Annotated in this window: 11 protein-coding genes and 1 pseudogene; 11 read left to right on the top strand and 1 reads right to left on the bottom strand. The window is 56.0% G+C overall.

Translation table 11 applies throughout. The annotated features are described in order from the left end of the window. Window positions 1-21: 21 nt before the first annotated feature. A complete protein-coding gene (locus tag NST26_RS22920; protein WP_339310696.1) occupies window positions 22-1,218 on the bottom strand; it encodes a glycosyltransferase in 1,197 nt (398 codons plus the stop codon). Window positions 1,219-1,396: 178 nt separating this feature from the next. Here NST26_RS22920 and NST26_RS22915 point away from each other — a divergent pair, with 178 nt between their 5' ends. From NST26_RS22915 to NST26_RS22860, 11 genes and pseudogenes are all read left to right on the top strand, one after another. Continuing rightward, window positions 1,397-2,521, top strand: a complete 1,125-nt coding sequence (locus NST26_RS22915; RefSeq protein WP_200869524.1) for a glycosyltransferase family 2 protein — start codon at window positions 1,397-1,399, stop codon at window positions 2,519-2,521. Further along, complete coding sequence (locus NST26_RS22910; protein WP_051477914.1) at window positions 2,518-3,765, top strand: glycosyltransferase family 2 protein; 1,248 nt, start codon at window positions 2,518-2,520, stop codon at window positions 3,763-3,765. Before NST26_RS22915 ends, NST26_RS22910 begins: the two co-directional genes overlap by 4 nt. 41 nt (window positions 3,766-3,806) lie before the next feature. Continuing rightward, window positions 3,807-4,580: a glycosyltransferase family 2 protein gene (locus NST26_RS22905; protein ID WP_051477913.1), complete on the top strand. Its 774-nt coding sequence runs from the start codon at window positions 3,807-3,809 to the stop codon at window positions 4,578-4,580. An 18-nt stretch (window positions 4,581-4,598) separates the two neighbouring features. After that, window positions 4,599-5,648 carry a sugar phosphate nucleotidyltransferase gene (locus tag NST26_RS22900; RefSeq protein WP_051477912.1) on the top strand — a complete coding sequence of 350 codons (1,050 nt, stop codon included), beginning with the start codon at window positions 4,599-4,601 and terminating at the stop codon, window positions 5,646-5,648. A gap of 218 nt (window positions 5,649-5,866) precedes the next feature. Further along, a complete protein-coding gene (locus NST26_RS22895; protein WP_051477911.1) occupies window positions 5,867-7,594 on the top strand; it encodes a glycosyltransferase in 1,728 nt (575 codons plus the stop codon). Window positions 7,595-7,955: 361 nt separating this feature from the next. Next, window positions 7,956-8,597, top strand: coding sequence for a hypothetical protein (locus tag NST26_RS34085; protein WP_445323339.1), 642 nt, complete (start codon window positions 7,956-7,958; stop codon window positions 8,595-8,597). Between the two features lie 161 nt (window positions 8,598-8,758). Then, window positions 8,759-10,924: pseudogene (locus tag NST26_RS34080) on the top strand (beta strand repeat-containing protein); the annotation flags it as partial. A gap of 254 nt (window positions 10,925-11,178) precedes the next feature. Next, window positions 11,179-11,460, top strand: coding sequence for a hypothetical protein (locus NST26_RS34075; RefSeq protein WP_445323338.1), 282 nt, complete (start codon window positions 11,179-11,181; stop codon window positions 11,458-11,460). Between the two features lie 3,785 nt (window positions 11,461-15,245). Continuing rightward, the gene (locus tag NST26_RS34070) at window positions 15,246-16,994 is read left to right on the top strand and encodes a beta strand repeat-containing protein (RefSeq protein ID WP_445323378.1); all 1,749 of its coding nucleotides are present in this window, start codon (window positions 15,246-15,248) and stop codon (window positions 16,992-16,994) included. A gap of 189 nt (window positions 16,995-17,183) precedes the next feature. Then, window positions 17,184-18,371, top strand: a complete 1,188-nt coding sequence (locus NST26_RS22865) for a collagen-like triple helix repeat-containing protein (protein WP_339249915.1) — start codon at window positions 17,184-17,186, stop codon at window positions 18,369-18,371. 27 nt (window positions 18,372-18,398) lie between these two features. After that, a complete protein-coding gene (locus tag NST26_RS22860; RefSeq protein WP_051478527.1) occupies window positions 18,399-19,577 on the top strand; it encodes a collagen-like protein in 1,179 nt (392 codons plus the stop codon). Window positions 19,578-19,842 lie beyond the last annotated feature (265 nt).

Raw genomic sequence — 19,842 nt, 5'->3', positions numbered from 1 at the left:
TTTTTTTGGCAATAGCCGTAATTACGGAGCTGATCCGATGTGCCGCCCGGCTTCGGTCATGGTATACCGGCACAGGCAGAACTGCGGATTCAATTGCAATAATGCATGTTGCCGGGATACCCATGGGTCCAGAAAATTTGTGGCTTGTACAGAATCGGCAGTACGCTCCCAATCCTTTCGGTTCAGAACAACAGGGAGAGGAGGGGACGAGGAGGACGCTGTAAGCCTGACAAATTCAGATAGTCCCTTCAGCTGTTCAGGCTGTGGAGTGCTGCGGATGAACACGGGCTGAATCAGGATGATCGCACAGTCAGGATGGGTATGCAGCACGTTCAGAAAAGGAAGAAGAGAGTTAGGCATGAAGGAGTCTCCCGGCTCATGCAGCATAATGAATTTCCCGTGCCCCCTATCCGCAGCCTGACTTGCAAGAGAACCTCCTGCTGCAAGATCTGGGTCGCTGTGATACCGGAAGCTGCGGTACAGTTGCCCATAGTGGTGCCCCACCTCTGCGGTCTCCTCGGACGAAGCGTCGTCCAGGACGCAGACCTCCATTAATCCATCATCATCCACCTGAGCATAAATTGACTCCAGACAGCGTCTTAGCTCTACAGCCTGTTTACGTACGGGTATGCAAATGGATAGCAGAGGTTCCCTGCTTCTGCGGTCCAATACCCTACGAGCCTCCGCCTCGCTATCTACCCTGATCCACTCTCCGCTAGACGGCTCATAGATGCGGCGGAATTCAGCAGGGTTGCCGGCAACAACACAGTAATCCGGCACATCCCGAAGAACTACGCTGCCTGCACCGACTACACAGCCTTTGCCAATCTTCACAGGGCCCAGAATAGAGGAGTGTGCTCCGATCCATGAGCCTTCACCGATTATTAACGTGTCAGAAGGGTTACCTCCCTTCTCCCAATCTTGCCTGGCGTCATTAATATACACATGCGGACCTGTGATCACATCGGCCTTCAATTCTACTCTACCTGTTGCCGTGATCGTCAGGAACCGGCTGCATTCACAACGGTCCCCGATCACGATACGGGGTGAGCCATTCTTGGCGGGAGAGGGGATATCCCAACGGTAACCCTCACGCACCAGCACACTAGTACCGATTGCCGTCTGTTCTGGTAACGATAACACACCGTCCGAGGCAATCCTGGAGCCTGTGCCGTAACGATATAAACGATAGTAGAGCGAGGGGGAAATCGTATGCATATGCTCCTCCTTCAATTGGGGTGAGAAGATCATTGCAGGGGTGTCTGTACTAGCTTATGAACCGGAATGGAATTCATGCAGGCAAATCCGGCCGAATGATCCGTCAGGGCCGGCATATACATATACGAGAAATCCGGTAAGTCCGGATATTCAGAATCTGCAAGAAGGAGGAGAAGACTTGCCGACGATCAGCTTGTGTATGATTGTACGCAATGAAGAGAAGAGCCTGGGACGATGCCTGTCATCGGTCGCGGATATTATGGATGAGATCGTCATCGTGGACACCGGCTCAACAGACCGTACCAAAGAGATTGCGGCCGTATATGGCGCCACAATCTATGATTTTGAGTGGATCGATGATTTCGCAGCCGCCCGCAATTATGCATTCGCCCAAGCGACCTGTGAGTATATCATGTGGCTGGATGCAGATGATGTCATTGAGGAGATCGACCGGGAGCGGTTCAAGACTCTGAAGGCTACAATGACTTCCGAATATCATGCGGTATCTATGTCTTATATTCTCATAACGGATGAACATGGGAAATCGCTCTACAGCTTCAGACGCAACCGTCTGATCAGACGCGATTGCGGGTTCAGGTGGACCGGGGCTGTTCATGAATATATTGAAGTCACCCCGCCTGTGCTTGAGAGCGACGTATGCGTTACGCATAAGAAAGACAAGGAATATACGCAGCGTAACCTTGATATCTTCCGCAAAATGATAGCCAAGGGCAAGCCGTTTACCGCCAGAGACCGGATCTATTACTCTAATGAGCTATACGATCATGGCTACTACCATGAGGCGCTGGAGAACTATGAGCGTTTCTTGTCAGAAGGTGAAGGCTGGGTCGAGGATAATATTCAGGCATGCTTGAGGTTGGCGGACAGCCATGCGGCGCTGGGGCAAAAACAGGAGCAACTGCTATCCATGTGCCGTACTTTCGACTATGATCTCCCGCGTCCGGAAACCTGCTGTAAGATAGGCTTTTATTTCATGGAATTACAACAATATGAACAGGCGGTGTACTGGTTCAAGATGGCAGCGTCCCTCCCTAAGGTCAGTGAACCGGGAACGGAGGCTTATTCCGCCGGTACATGGCTCCCGAATCTGCAGCTCTGTGTCTGCTACGATAAACTGGGAGACCACCAATACGCTGACTATTGCAATGAGGTTTCTTTCGCACACTATCCGTCAAATCCCAGTGCGATATACAACCGCGATTATTATACGAACCTGCTCGGAGGCAAGCATGTAGAGTTTAATTGCCCTGTACAAAAAGAACAAAAGGAGTTGTTCCAGTGAAGACGAGCATTATCATTCTTACCCTTAATCAGTTGTCTTTAACAGTTCAATGTCTGGAGAGCATCAAGCGAAATACTCCCGAAGAACATGAGATTATTATTGTTGACAATGGCTCAAGTGACGAAACCGTGCCATTCCTGAACAGTCATTATCCTGAACTGAAGCTGATTGAGAACAAGGAGAACCTGGGATTTGCCAAAGGCTGCAATCAAGGGGGAGAAGCGTCAGAAGGCGAAGCAGTTCTGTTCATTAACAATGATACTGTTGTTCCCCCAGGGTGGCTGGCTCCCATGCTCCATGCATTGAACAGTGACAGTGCGGTCGGCATGTCAGGACCTGTTACGAATTATATCAGCGGACATCAGCGTATTCCGGTGACTTACAGTGAACTTAAGGATATGGAGACATTCGCGGCAGAGTACTGTGAAGCAAAGCGTGGGCAGGTACAGGAGGTCCGCCGCCTGATCGGCTTCTGTCTGTTGGTCAAGCGCAGTGTTCTGGATGAGATTGGCTGGTTCGATGAACGATACGGTCTGGGGAATTACGAGGATGACGACCTGTGCCTGCGGGCGATCCAGCATGGGTATAAGCTCCTGATTGCGGAGGATTCATTCATCCACCATATCGGCCATGCCAGTATGGGGCAGACCTCTTCTTTCGATCTTCAAACGCTTTTGCAGCAGAACAAGAAGAAGGCTTTTCAGAAATGGGGTGCGGATATTCACAGCCTGATCTATAGTCCACCCGTGCGCGTATGCGTGGGAATTATTGCATCCGGCAATGAAGCCGCACTGGAAGAGACACTCGCTTCGTTTGCAGAGGTAACAGAACAAATAATTGTCGTGGACCCTTCCGGCAATGAACGCATCGCGCAAACCGCTGCCCGCTATACACGGCAGGTCTACACTGTGAAGGGGGAGCTGGACATGCGGATGTTGCGGGAATGGATCGTCCATATGGCAACGGAGCCTTACATTCTCTGGCTGCAGGAGGGTGATGTGCTCACTGCAGATGAGCGCCGGAGATTCATTGGTCTTAAGCTGTCCCTCTTTCACCAATATCAAGTGGTCTCCCTCCGCTGTGCGGAAGGTGCCCGGTATATGATCAGACAGGATAGCGGCAAGCTCTATCCAGAGGATATTGAGCAGCCAAGGCAGAGTCCATTCTTTGGTATCGTCAGCCATGCTACCATCAGCACCCGGTTAACTGCTGCAGACCGAGAGACTGCCGCGTCCAGGCAATAGAAATATAAGAAGGTGAAGAATATTTTAACAGGAGGGCAATCATGGAACAAGATCTGGTAACGGTTGCTATATTAGCTAAGGACAAGGCGCATGTACTGCCGCTCTATCTGGAACTTATAGAGCGGCAGACGTATCCTGCCTCAAGGATCAAACTGTACATTCGGACCAACAACAACAATGACCGGACTGAAGAGATCCTTAGAGAATGGGTCGAACGGGTGGGCGAGAGATACCATGAGGTGCATTTGGATACCAGTGATGTGGAAGAGCCTGTACAGGACTATGCTCCGCATGAATGGACTTATGAACGCTTAAGAGTAATCGGCAGGCTGCGCCAAGAGTCAATTGAATGGGCTAAATCGAGAAATACCCATTATTTTGTAGCAGATTGCGATAATTTCATTGCCCCGGATACGCTGGAGAGCCTGCTCTCTACGAATCTGCCGGTGGTCGGGCCACTGCTTACTGTGGCTGAGGCTCCGTTAAGTCTATATTCCAACTATCATAATATGGTGGATGAAGATGGTTACTTCAAGAGCAACGACTTGTATTTCTATTACTTATATCAGAACGTGAAAGGTCTTGTGCAGGTTGACGTCATCCATTGCACCTATGTGATGCGCCGTGACATTCTGGAGCATGTCCGGTACGGTGACGGCACCAACCGCTACGAATATGTCATTATGAGCGACGGTTTGAGAAAGGCGGGAATTCCCCAATACCTGGATAACCGCAAAAAGTACGGAATGCTGACCTTTTGGGATACCGAAGAGCAGTTCAGCGCAGTTAATCTGACTGCAGATGACTTCCAGTAGGGGAAGGAGGAATGAACCATGAAGCTAGTGCTTCTATCCGGTGGTTCCGGCACACGCTTATGGCCGCTCTCCAGCAGTATCCGGAGCAAGCAGTTCCTTCAGGTGCTGCCTGCTCCGGGAGGCGGGCGCGAGTCCATGCTTCAGCGGATCTGGCGGCAGTTGTCGGCTGCAGGCCTCGGCCATGAAGTCTATATTGCAACGTCAAGCGGACAAGAGACATTGATCCGCAAGCAACTTCGCACAGCTCCGAAGGTCATTATTGAACCGCGGCGCAGGGATACCTTTCCTGCAGTCAGTCTTGCCTCAGCCTATCTATACTCGGTGGAGAAGATATCACCCGAGGAGACGGTTATTGTGCTGCCGGTAGATGCTTACGTGAGCGACGAATTCTTCTTCAAGCTGACAGAACTGGATGAGGCGCTGCGCCACTCCGGTGCGGAAATTGCTTTGCTTGGTGCGAGGCCAGAAGGCCCGTCAGGGAAATATGGTTACATTGTTCCAGCCCTATCCGCTGTCTCTTCAGCAGGGAAGCAGGAGAATCCGGCCTATGTGCAGGTCGATTGCTTCGTGGAGAAGCCAGACAGGCAGGCGGCAGAGGCACTGCTAGAGCAGCAGGCGATGTGGAATTGCGGCATCTTCGCTTTCCGGTTATGCGATCAGCTCAACCGGCTGGAAGCAGCAGGCTTCCCAAGGGATTATGCAGAGCTGCAGAGGCAATACCACCTCCTTCCCAAGAGCAGCTTCGATGTTGAGGTGTTGGAAGGCAACAACCGTCTGATCTGTGTGCCCTATCACGACGGATGGAAGGACTTGGGGACCTGGAACACGCTCTCTGAAGAATTGGCCTCCTCCGTTCTGGGATGGGGCCACATCAGTGCGGACTCCTTGAATTGCCAGATTGTCAACGAGCTGGATATTCCGGTCATACTTGTCGGGCTGGATGATGTGATCGTAGCGGCGGGTCCCGGGGGTATTCTGGTTGCCCGTAAAGATGCAGCAGATCATCTGAAGCATTTGCTTCCAGCATCGGACCAGGAAAAACGGAAGGAATACATTCCCGGCGATTGATGCCGGTAACGCCCAAGGATTTCATATTTAGATTGTCCGACTTTATCCGACAATGTTCTATGCGGGCAGAAACCGTCATAAGGTTAAGAGGTGATGTCAATCAATGTGTATCACCTGACCGGATTCGTCCGCATAGTCCGGTAAATCCATTATGGAAGGAGGCAGTCCCGTTATGGCAGAACACAGCGAGGGCGACCGTCCCACTAATCTCCCTGTGCATGATCGTCAAGGATGAAGAGCCCTGGATTGCACGCTGTCTGTCAAGCGTACGCGCAGGGGTAGATGAGATCATTATTGTGGATACGGGCTCCCGTGACAGGACGATGGACATTGCCCGCGGCTTCGGCGCAACCATTCTTCAATTTCCCTGGAAGGAGAGCTTCGGGGAAGCCCGCAATTATAGCCTCATTCATGCAAGAGGGGAATGGATACTATGGATGGATGCCGACGAAGAGCTCGCTGTGAATGATGCGCTGAAGCTTCGAATGGTGAGCACTCTTCAGGAACACAAACTGGCCTCTGTGGAAACGATCCATTTCAATGGTCTGTTCCGGCCTCAGGCGCATGAAGCTTACCGGCTGGCTCAGTGCCGCTTGTTCCGTAACGGAGAGGGGGTTCATTTCACTGGAGGCATTCATGAACAATTGAGCTGGCCCGACACCTATACCCGGGAGGATACCAGCACTCCGTTCCAGCTTCCAGTCCGGCTATTTCATTATGGATATCTCCAGTCCGTGACTACTCTTAAATCGAAACATGAACGCAATTTGAAGCTGCTGCAGGAAGCTGTAACAGACAATCCGAACCCCGATCCGTGGAGTCTTTACCATATAGCAAGTGAGTATCAGCGGGTGGGGAAGTATGCACTTGCTTTCGAGCAGGTTAATCAGGCCATTGCCGCTTCGCTGGGGCAGAGAAGATTGCCGCCATCGCTTTTTTACAAGCTCAAGTATGGCTGTCTGTTGGCGATGGGCAGCTTCAGAGAAGGCTGGCCCGGCATTGAGAAGGCCATCAGTCTCTACCCGGATTATGTGGACCTGCATCTGTATAAGGGCTGCATTCTTATGCATACCGACCAGGTAGAGGCTGCGACTTCCGCTTTCGAGCATTGTCTGACGCTTGGAGAGAATGCTCTTCATTATATGGTTCTCAAGGGTGCGGGAACCTTTTACCCCTGTTATTATATCGGGAACTGTTATGAGCTAAGGGGTATGTCTGGTGAATCCAGAGTCTGGTACCGCAGAGCGCTGGAGTATTCCCCCTCATTCAAGGAAGCGGCGGAGAAGCTAGCTCATCTGGAAGATGATCTGCAAGCGGTGGAAGAGGTTCCTTCGGGTGTGCGCAGCTTCTCTGTACCTTCTCATCGGAAAAATTCCCTTCGTTGTAATACGACTCCTGCTAATGCCTGGTCAGTAATCGTAATGCTCTGCAAGGGAGATGGTCCGTTCTCTGCTCTGCGGGAATGGGCAGCCAAGTGGCAGCCGTTCGCCGATCAATGGATCGTGCTCGACGGTGGAATAGGCGCAGACGCTGATAAGCTTGCCAGTGTACTAAGTGCACATGTTCTTCCTCTCCCCTCCGAGGAAGAACAGTCACAGCTATGGGGAAGATTGGAAGGGCTCCTTACCTCTTCCCACGTACTATGGCTGAATCCCTACGAAGAAGTGAGGGAAGAGGAGAGGGAAGCACTATCTGCAATGAAGACTTCACAAGCCAGTCCGTATTCCATGTTCTCTCTTAATCTATGCTTGCAGGCTGGTGAAGTAGAACAGGAACACTGGGTGGTAGAGAGGAATCGTCTTGCGGTACGGGAGGCTGTTCTTGGCTGCAATCCGATCATTGGAGAGCTTATAGCATTACCTGGAGATGTCAGCCGGAGTAGTACTATTATACTTAAGAACAGACAGCCTTCAAGAAAGAACAGATATTTAAACCAAGAAATTTGAAAGGGGATTACAGATTATGCCTATAGGAGTTACAGGACCAACAGGACCAACAGGGACTACGGGGAAAGATGGTAAGGGTGGAATAAATGGAGGCCCTGGTTCAAAAGGTAGCGATGGAAGCACCGGAGTAACTGGAGTGACGGGTCATACCGGAGCAACGGGAGCAGGGAACACGGGAATGACCGGAGCAACGGGAGCAGGGAACACGGGATTAACGGGGATGACCGGAGCGACGGGGGCAGGAAATACGGGATTAACGGGGATGACCGGAGCAACGGGAGCAGGGAACACGGGGATGACCGGAGCAACGGGAGCAGGGAACACGGGGATGACCGGAGCAACGGGAGCAGGGAACACGGGGATGACCGGAGCAACGGGAGCAGGGAACACGGGAATGACCGGAGCAACGGGAGCAGGGAACACGGGAATGACTGGAGCAACGGGAGCAGGAAACACGGGATTAACGGGATTAACCGGTTTTACTGGAGTTACGGGATTAACCGGGTTAACTGGAGTTACAGGACAAACGGGGATGACCGGGATTACAGGTTCAATCACTTCTATTTTTGGAACATATGTAGTTAATGGGTACACTGTTGCGAGTACCGCTAATACTCCTATTGGATTTTTTAATGCCCTAGTAACTGATCCTGCAGAGTCAATTGGGTTGCAGGGCGGCGATACTTTTGTATTGCCTGGAGGGCATATGTATCATGTCTCCGTTCAAGCCTCTGTTCAGTATACGTCTACTGTGTCGCCAGGTATTGGAATATCAGTGGATGGTAATATTGATCCTTTTCATATAGTTTATTCAGGAGCTGAAGTTCCAGGAAGTCCCAGACCTGTCACTCCGGTGACTATGGTGGTAATTATAGATGCCTTAGACGGAGAAAAAAGTATGCAGGTAGTACTCATTGAAGCTGGTACAAGAATATCAACGGATATTATTAATTCTCCGAATGGTTTTGTAGCTGCTTCTGTGACTATTTTGGCCTTAATGTAATTGCGGAATGTACTTTCCTCTCAAGTAAATAAAATTTGAAACGGATACCATCCTTATCTAAGGATGTGTACCCGTTTCTTACTATCTTGGGAGTTAGAAATAAGGTTAAGAGTATTTTATTATATCATTGGAAATTCATGACAGCGAGGAGTTGACAACTAATGGCTACAGGACCAACCGGAGTAACAGGACCAACCGGACCAACAGGCACCACAGGGCCTCTTGGCAGGAGCGGAAGTCAAGGTACAAGAGGTAGCGTTGGATCGACAGGCTTCACAGGGCAAACCGGTCGTACTGGACTCACAGGAGAGACTGGAGCGACAGGTCTTACGGGTGAGACTGGTTCAACAGGTCTTACAGGTGAGACCGGGGCGACGGGGCTGACGGGAGAGACTGGAGCGACGGGGCTGACGGGAGAGACCGGTGCGACAGGGCTGACTGGCGAGACCGGTGCGACAGGACTGACGGGAGAGACCGGAGCGACAGGACTGACGGGAGAGACCGGAGCGACAGGACTCACGGGAGAGACCGGAGCGACAGGACTCACGGGAGAGACCGGAGCAACGGGGCTGACGGGAGAGACCGGAGCGACAGGGCTGACGGGAGAGACCGGAGCAACGGGGCTCACGGGAGAGACTGGAGCAACGGGGCTGACGGGAGAAACGGGAGCAACGGGGCTGACTGGTGAGACTGGAGCGACGGGACTTACGGGAGAGACTGGAGCGACGGGGCTGACTGGCGAGACCGGAGCAACGGGGCTTACGGGAGAGACCGGAGCAACGGGGCTCACGGGAGAGACTGGTGCAACGGGGCTGACTGGCAGGACTGGAGCGACGGGGCTCACGGAGAGACTGGAGCAACGGGGCTTACGGGAGAAACGGGAGCAACGGGGCTGACTGGTGAGACTGGAGCGACAGGGCTAACTGGTGAGACTGGTGCGACGGGGCTTACGGGAGAAACGGGAGCAACAGGGCTTACGGGAGAAACGGGAGCAACAGGGCTCACGGGCGAGACCGGAGCAACGGGGCTGACTGGCGAGACTGGTGCAACAGGGCTCACAGGAGAAACGGGAGCGACAGGACTCACGGGAGAGACCGGAGCAACGGGGCTGACGGGAGAGACCGGGGCGACAGGGCTGACTGGTGAGACTGGTGCGACAGGGCTGACGGGAGAGACCGGAGCAACGGGGCTTACAGGTGAGACTGGAGCGACTGGGCTCACGGGTGAGACTGGTGCGACGGGGCTTACCGGAGAAACGGGAGCGACAGGGCTCACAGGAGAGACTGGGGCGACAGGGCTGACGGGAGAGACCGGAGCGACGGGGCTGACTGGCGAGACTGGTGCGACAGGGCTGACGGGAGAGACCGGAGCAACGGGGCTTACAGGTGAGACTGGAGCGACGGGGCTGACCGGAGAGAACGGGAGCGACGGGGCTCACGGGTGAGACTGGAGCGACGGGGCTGACCGGAGAAACGGGAGCGACGGGGCTCACGGGTGAGACTGGAGCAACGGGGCTCACGGGAGAGACTGGAGCAACAGGGCTGACAGGAGAAACGGGAGCGACGGGGCTCACGGGCGAGACCGGAGCAACGGGGCTGACTGGCGAGACTGGTGCAACAGGGCTCACAGGAGAAACGGGAGCGACAGGACTCACGGGAGAGACTGGAGCAACGGGGCTGACGGGAGAGACCGGAGCGACGGGGCTGACGGGAGAGACTGGAGCAACAGGGCTCACGGGTGAGACTGGAGCAACCGGGCTCACGGGAGAGACTGGAGCAACAGGGCTGACCGGAGAAACGGGAGCGACGGGGCTTACGGGTGAGAGAGCAACGGGGCTTACGGGAGAAACGGGAGCGACAGGGCTGACTGGAGAGACCGGAGCGACAGGGCTAACTGGTGAGACTGGTGCGACGGGGCTTACGGGAGAAACGGGGCTTACGGGGCTGACGGGAGAGACGGGAGCGACAGGGCTGAGACTGGAGCAACGGGGAGAGACTGGAGCAACAGGGGGCTGGTGCAACAGGGACGGGGCTTACAGGTGAGACTGGAGCGACGGGGCTCACGGGAGAGACTGGAGCAACAGGGCTGACTGGTGGGGAGAGACGGGAGCGACAGGGCTGACAGGTGAGACTGGAGCAACGGGGCTTACACGGAGTGAGACTGGAGCGCAACAGGCTGACTGGGAGAGAGCAACGGGAGCGACTGGTGCAACAGGGGCAACAGGAGAGACTGGAGAGACGGAGAGACTGGGAGCTGACGGAGAGACTGGAGGACAGGACTCAGGAGAGACTGGTGCAACAGGGCTCACAGGAGAAACGGGAGCGACAGGACTCACGGGAGAAACCGGAGCAACGGGGCTGACGGGAGAGACCGGGGCGACGGGGCTGACTGGCGAGACTGGTGCGACAGGGCTGACGGGAGAGACCGGAGCAACGGGGCTTACAGGTGAGACTGGTGCAACGGGGCTTACAGGAGAGACTGGAGCAACAGGGCTTACAGGAGAGACGGGAGCAACTGGGACTTACAGGTGAGACTGGAGCGACTGGGCTGACCGGAGAAACGGGAGCGACAGGGCTTACAGGTGAGACTGGGAGCGACAGGGCTGACGGGAGAGACGGGAGCAACAGGAGAGACTGGAGCGACAGGGCTGACGGGAGAGACCGGAGCAACGGGGCTGACTGGTGAGACCGGAGCGACGGGGCTGACTGGAGAAACGGAGCAACGGGTCTTACGGGAGAGACTGGTGCAACAGGGCTTACAGGAGAGACCGGAGCAACAGGGCTTACAGGAGAGACTGCAACAGGGCTTACGGGAGAGACTGGAGCGACGGGGCTCACCGGAGAGACTGGTGCGACGGGGCTGACTGGCGAGACTGGAGCGACGGGGCTTACGGGTGAGACTGGAGCGACGGGGCTTACGGGTGAGACTGGAGCGACGGGGCTAACGGGAGAGACCGGAGCGACGGGGCTGACTGGTGAGACGGAGCGACAGGACTCACGGGAGGACCGGAGACGGGGCTGCGGGAGAGACCGGAGCGACGGGGCTGACGGGAGAGACCGGAGCGACAGGGCTCACGGGAGAAACCGGAGCAACGGGGCTTACGGGAGAGACGGGGCGACAGGGCTCACAGGAGAGACTGGGGCGACTGGGCTCACGGGTGAGACTGGTGCGACGGGGCTTACCGGAGAAACGGGAGCGACAGGGCTCACAGGAGAGACTGGTGCGACGGGGCTTACGGGAGAGACTGGAGCAACGGGGCTTACAGGAGAGACCGGAGCAACGGGGCTTACGGGAGAGACTGGTGCAACAGGGCTGACGGGAGAGACCGGAGCGACGGGGCTGACGGGAGAGACTGGAGCGACAGGGCTGACCGGAGAGACCGGAGCGACAGGGCTGACTGGTGAGACTGGGGCGACGGGGCTTACAGGTGAGACTGGAGCGACAGGGCTCACAGGAGAGACCGGGGCGACGGGGCTGACTGGTGAGACTGGTGCAACGGGACTGACTGGCGAGACCGGAGCGACGGGACTGACTGGTGAGACCGGAGCGACGGGGCTGACGGGAGAGACCGGAGCAACGGGACTCACGGGAGAGACCGGAGCAACGGGGCTCACAGGAGAAACGGGAGCGACAGGAATTACAGGAGAGACCGGAGCGACGGAGCAACGGGGCTGACTGGCGAGACCGGAGCAACGGGGCTCACCGGAGAGACTGGTGCAACGGGGCTGACTGGCGAGACTGGAGCGACGGGAGCGACAGGACTCACGGGCGAGACCGGAGCGACAGGTCTCACCGGAGAGACTGGTGCGACGGGGCTTACGGGTGAGACTGGTGCGACGGGGCTTACGGGAGAGACTGGAGCAACGGGGCTCACAGGAGAAACGGGAGCGACAGGACTCACGGGCGAGACCGGAGCAACGGGGCTGACGGGCGAGACCGGAGCGACAGGGCTCACCGGAGAGACTGGAGCAACGGGGCTGACTGGCGAGACTGGAGCGACGGGGCTTACGGGAGAAACGGGAGCAACAGGGCTGACTGGTGAGACTGGTGCAACGGGGCTGACTGGTGAGACTGGTGCAACAGGGCTCACAGGTGAAACGGGAGCAACAGGACTGACTGGAGCGACAGGGCTTACGGGAGAAACGGGAGCGACGGGGCTCACGGGAGAGACCGGAGCAACGGGGCTGACTGGCGAGACTGGAGCGACGGGGCTTACGGGAGAGACTGGAGCAACGGGGCTTACGGGAGAAACGGGAGCAACAGGGCTCACAGGTGAAACGGGAGCAACAGGGCTCACAGGTGAAACGGGAGCAACAGGACTGACTGGAGCGACAGGGCTTACCGGAGAAACGGGAGCGACAGGGCTTACAGGAGAGACTGGGGCGACAGGGCTGACGGGAGAAACGGGAGCGACGGGGCTTACAGGAGAGACCGGAGCAACGGGGCTGACTGGTGAGACCGGAGCGACGGGGCTGACTGGAGAAACCGGAGCAACGGGTCTTACGGGAGAGACTGGTGCAACAGGGCTTACAGGAGAGACCGGAGCAACAGGGCTTACAGGAGAGACTGGTGCAACAGGGCTTACGGGAGAGACTGGAGCGACGGGGCTCACCGGAGAGACTGGTGCGACGGGGCTGACTGGCGAGACTGGAGCGACGGGGCTTACGGGTGAGACTGGAGCGACGGGGCTTACGGGTGAGACTGGAGCGACGGGGCTTACGGGAGAGACTGGAGCGACGGGGCTTACGGGAGAAACCGCAACAGGGCTCACAGGTGAAACGGGAGCAACAGGGCTGACGGGAGAGACCGGAGCAACAGGGCTTACAGGTGAGACTGGAGCGACTGGGCTGACCGGAGAAACGGGAGAGGGCTGACCGGAGAAGCGGGAGCGACAGGGCTGACGGGAGAAACGGGAGCGACGGGGCTTACAGGAGAGACTGGAGCGACAGGGCTGACGGGAGAGACCGGAGCAACGGGGCTTACAGGAGAGACTGGAGCGACAGGGCTTACAGGAGAAACGGGGCTTACCGGGGAAACAGGAGTAAGACTGGTGAGACCGGAGCGACGGGGCTGACTGGAGAAACGGGAGCAACGGGTCTTACGGGAGAGACCGGGGCGACTGGGCTTACGGGAGAGACTGGAGCGACAGGGCTCACAGGTGAGACTGGTGCAACTGGGCTGACGGGAGAGACCGGAGCAACGGGGCTTACAGGAGAGACAGGAGCAACAGGGCTCACAGGTGAAACGGGTGCAACAGGTCTTACGGGAGAGACTGGAGCAACAGGGCTTACAGGAGAAACCGGGGCGACGGGGCTCACAGGAGAGACTGGGGCGACAGGACTGACTGGTGAGACTGGAGCGACGGGGCTGACCGGAGAGACTGGAGCGACGGGGCTCACGGGAGAGACTGGAGCAACGGGGCTTACGGGAGAGACCGGAGGACAGCAGGAGAGACTGGTGCAACGGGGCTTACAGGAGAGACTGGTGCAACAGGGCTTACAGGAGAGACCGGAGCAACTGGGCTTACAGGAGAGAGACAGGGCTTACGGGAGAGACTGGAGCGACGGGGCTCACGGGAGAGACTGGAGCAACGGGGCTGACTGGTGAGACTGGTGCAACAGGGCTTACGGGAGAGACCGGAGCAACAGGGCTTACGGGAGAGACCGGAGCAACGGGGCTGACGGGAGAGACCGGAGCGACGGGGCTGACGGGAGAGACTGGAGCGACAGGGCTGACCGGAGAGACCGGAGCGACAGGGCTGACTGGTGAGACTGGGGCGACGGGGCTTACAGGTGAGACTGGTGCAACAGGGCTCACGGGAGAGACTGGAGCGACAGGGCTGACGGGAGAGACCGGGGCGACGGGGCTCACTGGTGAGACCGGGGCGACGGGGCTGACTGGTGAGACTGGTGCAACGGGGCTCACGGGAGAGACTGGTGCAACAGGGCTTACGGGAGAGACCGGGGCGACGGGGCTCACGGGAGAGACCGGAGCGACGGGACTGACTGGTGAGACCGGAGCGACGGGGCTGACGGGAGAAACCGGAGCAACGGGCTTACGGGAGAGACCGGGGCGACGGGGCTCACGGGAGAGACCGGAGCGACGGGACTGACTGGTGAGACCGGAGCGACGGGGCTGACGGGAGAAACCGGAGCAACGGGTCTTACGGGAGAGACCGGGGCGACAGGGCTGACGGGAGAGACCGGGGCGACAGGGCTGACGGGAGAGACCGGGGCGACAGGGCTGACGGGAGAGACCGGGGCGACAGGACTGACGGGAGAGACCGGGGCGACAGGACTGACGGGAGAGACCGGAGCAACGGGGCTGACCGGAGAGACTGGTGCAACGGGGCTGACTGGCGAGACCGGAGCAACGGGGCTGACTGGCGAGACTGGAGCAACGGGACTCACGGGAGAGACCGGAGCAACGGGGCTTACTGGCGAGACTGGAGCGACGGGGCTGACTGGCGAGACTGGAGCGACGGGGCTGACTGGCGAGACTGGTGCGACGGGGCTTACAGGTGAGACTGGAGCGACGGGGCTTACAGGTGAGACTGGTGCAACAGGGCTCACAGGAGAAACGGGAGCGACAGGACTCACGGGAGAGACCGGAGCAACGGGGCTTACTGGCGAGACTGGAGCGACGGGGCTGACTGGCGAGACTGGTGCGACGGGGCTTACAGGTGAGACTGGTGCAACAGGGCTCACAGGAGAAACGGGAGCGACAGGACTCACGGGAGAGACCGGAGCAACGGGGCTTACAGGTGAGACTGGTGCAACGGGGCTTACAGGTGAGACTGGTGCAACAGGGCTTACAGGAGAGACCGGAGCAACGGGGCTTACAGGAGAGACTGGTGCGACGGGGCTGACGGGAGAGACCGGAGCAACGGGGCTGACGGGAGAGACCGGGGCGACGGGGCTGACGGGAGAAACCGGAGCGACAGGGCTGACTGGCGAGACCGGAGCGACTGGGCTCACAGGTGAGACCGGTGCGACAGGTCTCACGGGAGAGACTGGAGCGACTGGGCTCACGGGAGAGACTGGAGCGACGGGGCTGACTGGTGAGACCGGAGTAACGGGGCTGACGGGAGAGACCGGGGCGACGGGGCTGACGGGAGAGACTGGAGCAACGGGGCTGACCGGAGAGACTGGAGCGACAGGACTCACGGGAGAGACCGGGGCGACAGGGCTGACTGGTGAGACTGGTGCGACGGGGCTTACAGGTGAGACTGGTGCGACGGGGCTTACAGGTGAGACTGGTGCGACAGGGCTTACAGGAGAGACCGGAGCGACAGGGCTGACTGGCGAGACCGGAGCGACGGGGCTTACAGGTGAGACTGGAGCGACAGGGCTCACAGGAGAAACGGGAGCGACAGGGCTTACAGGAGAGACTGGAGCAACGGGGCTTACGGGAGAGACTGGAGCGACGGGGCTGACTGGTGAGACCGGAGCGACAGGGCTGACTGGTGAAACTGGAGCCACTGGAGTTACAGGTGTGACTGGTCCAACAGGAGTTACTGGATTAAGTGTTGTTGAAACAGGTGCGACGGGTCAAACAGGTCTGACTGGTCCAACAGGTCCAACAGGTATGACGGGAGTGACGGGCACAACAGGGAAAGCAGGTAAAGACGGAATAAATGGAGGCCCAGGTTCAAAAGGTGAGGATGGTAACACTGGTTTAACAGGGATTACAGGATTAACAGGGGCAACGGGAGCAACAGGACTCACTGGAGATACCGGAGCAACGGGTCTCACAGGGGTAACAGGATCGACTGGCGTCACTGGGTTAACGGGAGCAACAGGAACAACAGGCCTGACGGGAGAAACTGGTGCAACGGGTCTTACGGGTGAGACAGGAGCAACAGGTCTCACAGGGGCAACAGGAGCGACTGGCGTCACTGGATTAACGGGAGCGACTGGACCAACGGGTATTGGTCTTGTAGGTCCGACTGGTGCTCTGTCCCAGAATTACGCCCAGTTTGTTCTCACAGAGGGAAATACGGTGGCAACAAGTGATCATTTCCCTATTCCACACTTTAGTATCGTTTATACATCCAGCAATGGTACTTCTATAGGGCCAGGAATTACTGATACTAATGAGTTTGTAGTAGAAGCCGGAAATTATTTGATCATGTATCAAGCCATCATCCTATCTTCTGATACAAGACCAGCAGGTCTGGAATTGATTAATAATGGTTCACCAGAATCTACATCAATAGTTACCGCTCCAATAAACACTCTGCCTTCTAATCTTAATGGAACCTATATTTTAGAAGCGGATGAACCAGTAACAATTCAACTTGCGCTTGTATATGAAGGGACTGCTTTAACTGTTGATATGGATGGAGTTTATTATGGCTTCTTCCCTGCCAAGGTCACTATAATTCAGTTGAGCTGAATTTTCCTTGATTGTAATTATTAAATTTGTTTCTCATGAAGACCAGCCTGATTTGGGCTGGTCTTTTCTCACATAATAAGAACTGTAACACATATCAGTTTTTTCTTACATAGCCTGGACGAATTGCCGAACCAATCGTACAGAGCGGCATATGATGGACTATTCTAAACCAGAAAGGAGAGGATTAATTTGTCTCAAGCTAATCTGCCTAACATTACACCAACCATTACACTCACCCGGAGCGATGCCATCAACATGATGATGGCAGCCATCGCCATGGAAGAGTTAGGACTTAGCCATGTAATTAATGCAGAAGGGGAGAAGATGCAGTACGCGCTCGGCACTCTTCCTGGAGTTACTGCCCCGGTGGTGAACATCTCCAATCTTCAGGACATCACTGATAGTATCCGTAGTATGCTGGGGGAAACGGTGAAAAGCGCCTGGCTGCAGACCAGCCAGTTAGAGAGTCTGCTTGCAGCACCGGTTGATTATGGCGGGATCGGAGCCACAGGCGTAACAGGACCAGACGAGGGTCCGATCGGTCCAAGAGGTCTGCAAGGCGAAATAGGAGAGACTGGAGACGATGGCCCGAGCGGTACCACGGGAGTTAGCGGCTTCCCAGGCATAGAGGGACCTTCAGGGGCAACAGGGGCTACAGGTATAACTGGGGCCACTGGATTGACCGCATTGACCGGGGCAACTGGCCTCACTGGGGAGTCCGGGGCTATCGGGTTAACGGGTCTGACAGGAGAAACAGGCGAGACTGGCGTAACAGGGCAAAGCGGAGAGACGGGAGCTACCGGACTCACGGGACTAACAGGAGTAACGGGAGTAACTGGCGTTACGGGGCTAACGGGAGAGACGGGGGCTACTGGCCTAACGGGTCTAACAGGAGTTACAGGAGTAACCGGCTTGACCGGAGTAACCGGAGGAACAGGTGAGCCGCCTATTGACCGGTGGTTGTCCACCCTTACTTCAGGAGGTCCAATAGGTCCAAGAGGTCCAATAGTCTTTGATGCCGATGCTTATTCCACTGGTTCCAATATCAGCCGTAGTATAGGTGGTTTCAATCTGCAAAATAACGATGTTCTAGGCGTTTTGGAACCGGCAACCTACTACGTTCATTATTCAGCTAATGCTTCTACTCCGACAGGGGAGAATTTTAGCGTTGCCCTTACGCTCAATGGGGCTACCCTTCCAGCTAGCGAAGCAATATCGTATCATACAGCTGTCGCTGCCACTTCTAATCTTATAGTGGGCGGGAGTATTTTCCCCACCGTTACTGGTGAAGCAGTGAATACATTAGTTATGATTAATAGCGGCGCCGGTACAATTACAGATGTTAATGCCTCGATATCTATTCTTAAATTGTTCTAAGCCCACTAACCTAGAGGAGTTGATCATATGTCTCAGGCGAATCTGCCTAACATCACCCCAACCATAAGCATTGCTAGGGATGATGCCGTTAACCTGCTGCTGTCCTCCATTGCGATGGAAGAATTGGGACTCAGCCACATTATCAATGCCGAAGGAGAGAAGCTGCAATATATCCTGGGTACCTTACCCGGAGTTACAGCTCCTGAAGCGACCATTGGCGATGTGCTGGCTATGAACGACAGTGTAAGAAATATGATGCGGGATATTGTGAAGAAGGAATTCATTCTTACCAACAAGCTGGAGACGGTGCTGAACGCTTCAATAATGGTAGGGCCTACGGGTGCAACGGGGGCTACGGGGAATCCGGGCGGGCCTCCAGGACCTCAAGGAGAGCAGGGCATTCAGGGTATCCAAGGTCCCGCAGGAATAACTGGTCAAACGGGAGAGACAGGAGCCACGGGGCTGACGGGATTGACCGGAGTGACTGGCTTAACGGGGCCGACAGGAGAGACTGGACTAACCGGAGCTACGGGGTTAACCGGGCTAACCGGAGTAACCGGCTTAACGGGGCTAACCGGGGAGACGGGGGCCACAGGCTTAACCGGGCTGACTGGACTGACAGGCTTAACCGGAGAGACTGGCGTAACCGGTATAACGGGTGCCACCGGCATAACGGGTGCTACAGGGCTAACCGGCTTAACAGGTGAAACCGGGCTGACCGGTGTAACCGGCTTAACCGGGCTGACTGGCATGACCGGGATGACCGGCTTAACGGGTCTTGCCTTCTTCGCAGATTTCTTCTCTGCGATCTCTACTGAGTTTCAAGTTGGGTTTGATGAAATGGTGACCTGGAGCGTAACCGGACCGGAAAGCGGTGCTATTACTATAAATGATACAAATCAGTTTTTTACTTTGCCTGCTGATTCTACAGTCCTGGTCCAATACTATGTCAATGCTCAGAATAATAGCCTGGACACCATGGAATTTCAATTGTGGACCGTAGATCTGACGTCTGGAGCTCTAATAGAAGGTGTTACTGGTTCTATAGCATCCTCAACACTAAACAATACGGCAATTGCAACCGTAGCGGGAGCCGGTATCATAGGGACAACAGCCGAACAAGGTGTGGCGTTAGTTAATAATACTAATGACGTTATAGGTGAGGGCACTTTCTATGCCAACATCCAATTGATCAGGATTAATTAAATGATCTTTTTATAGCGAGATGCGCCAGAATTGAATTCTGGCGCTTTTCTGCGTGTGGATATTAATAATTGACTAATGAATCCGCCTTTTTAGAGCTGGTGGCCGAATAATCCAGACCCCATGGCTTCAGCGGCATAGAATACTATGTGCTGCCGGACCAGAGAGGTCCATGAATATTCTGCATAGCATGGACTTGGACAATCTATAGGCAGCATAAACTGGTATTGGGGGTGTTGATTGAATAGTTCTGCCGTTCGCAAATGGC

It is taken from the genome of Paenibacillus sp. FSL R7-0128 (assembly GCF_038002245.1).
In the GTDB taxonomy this organism is placed as follows: Bacteria; Bacillota; Bacilli; order Paenibacillales; family Paenibacillaceae; genus Paenibacillus_AQ; species Paenibacillus_AQ silagei.
This window is presented reverse-complemented; position numbering and strand designations above follow the sequence as displayed.

Coding starts and splice junctions, on each gene's coding strand:
- NST26_RS22905 (WP_051477913.1), top strand. CDS start 3,807: ATGGAACAAGATCTGGTAACGGTTGCTATATTAGCTAAGGACAAGGCG.
- NST26_RS22860 (WP_051478527.1), top strand. CDS start 18,399: ATGTCTCAGGCGAATCTGCCTAACATCACCCCAACCATAAGCATTGCT.
- NST26_RS22895 (WP_051477911.1), top strand. CDS start 5,867: ATGATCGTCAAGGATGAAGAGCCCTGGATTGCACGCTGTCTGTCAAGC.
- NST26_RS22920 (WP_339310696.1), bottom strand. CDS start 1,218: ATGCATACGATTTCCCCCTCGCTCTACTATCGTTTATATCGTTACGGC.
- NST26_RS22900 (WP_051477912.1), top strand. CDS start 4,599: ATGAAGCTAGTGCTTCTATCCGGTGGTTCCGGCACACGCTTATGGCCG.
- NST26_RS34085 (WP_445323339.1), top strand. CDS start 7,956: ATGACCGGAGCAACGGGAGCAGGGAACACGGGAATGACCGGAGCAACG.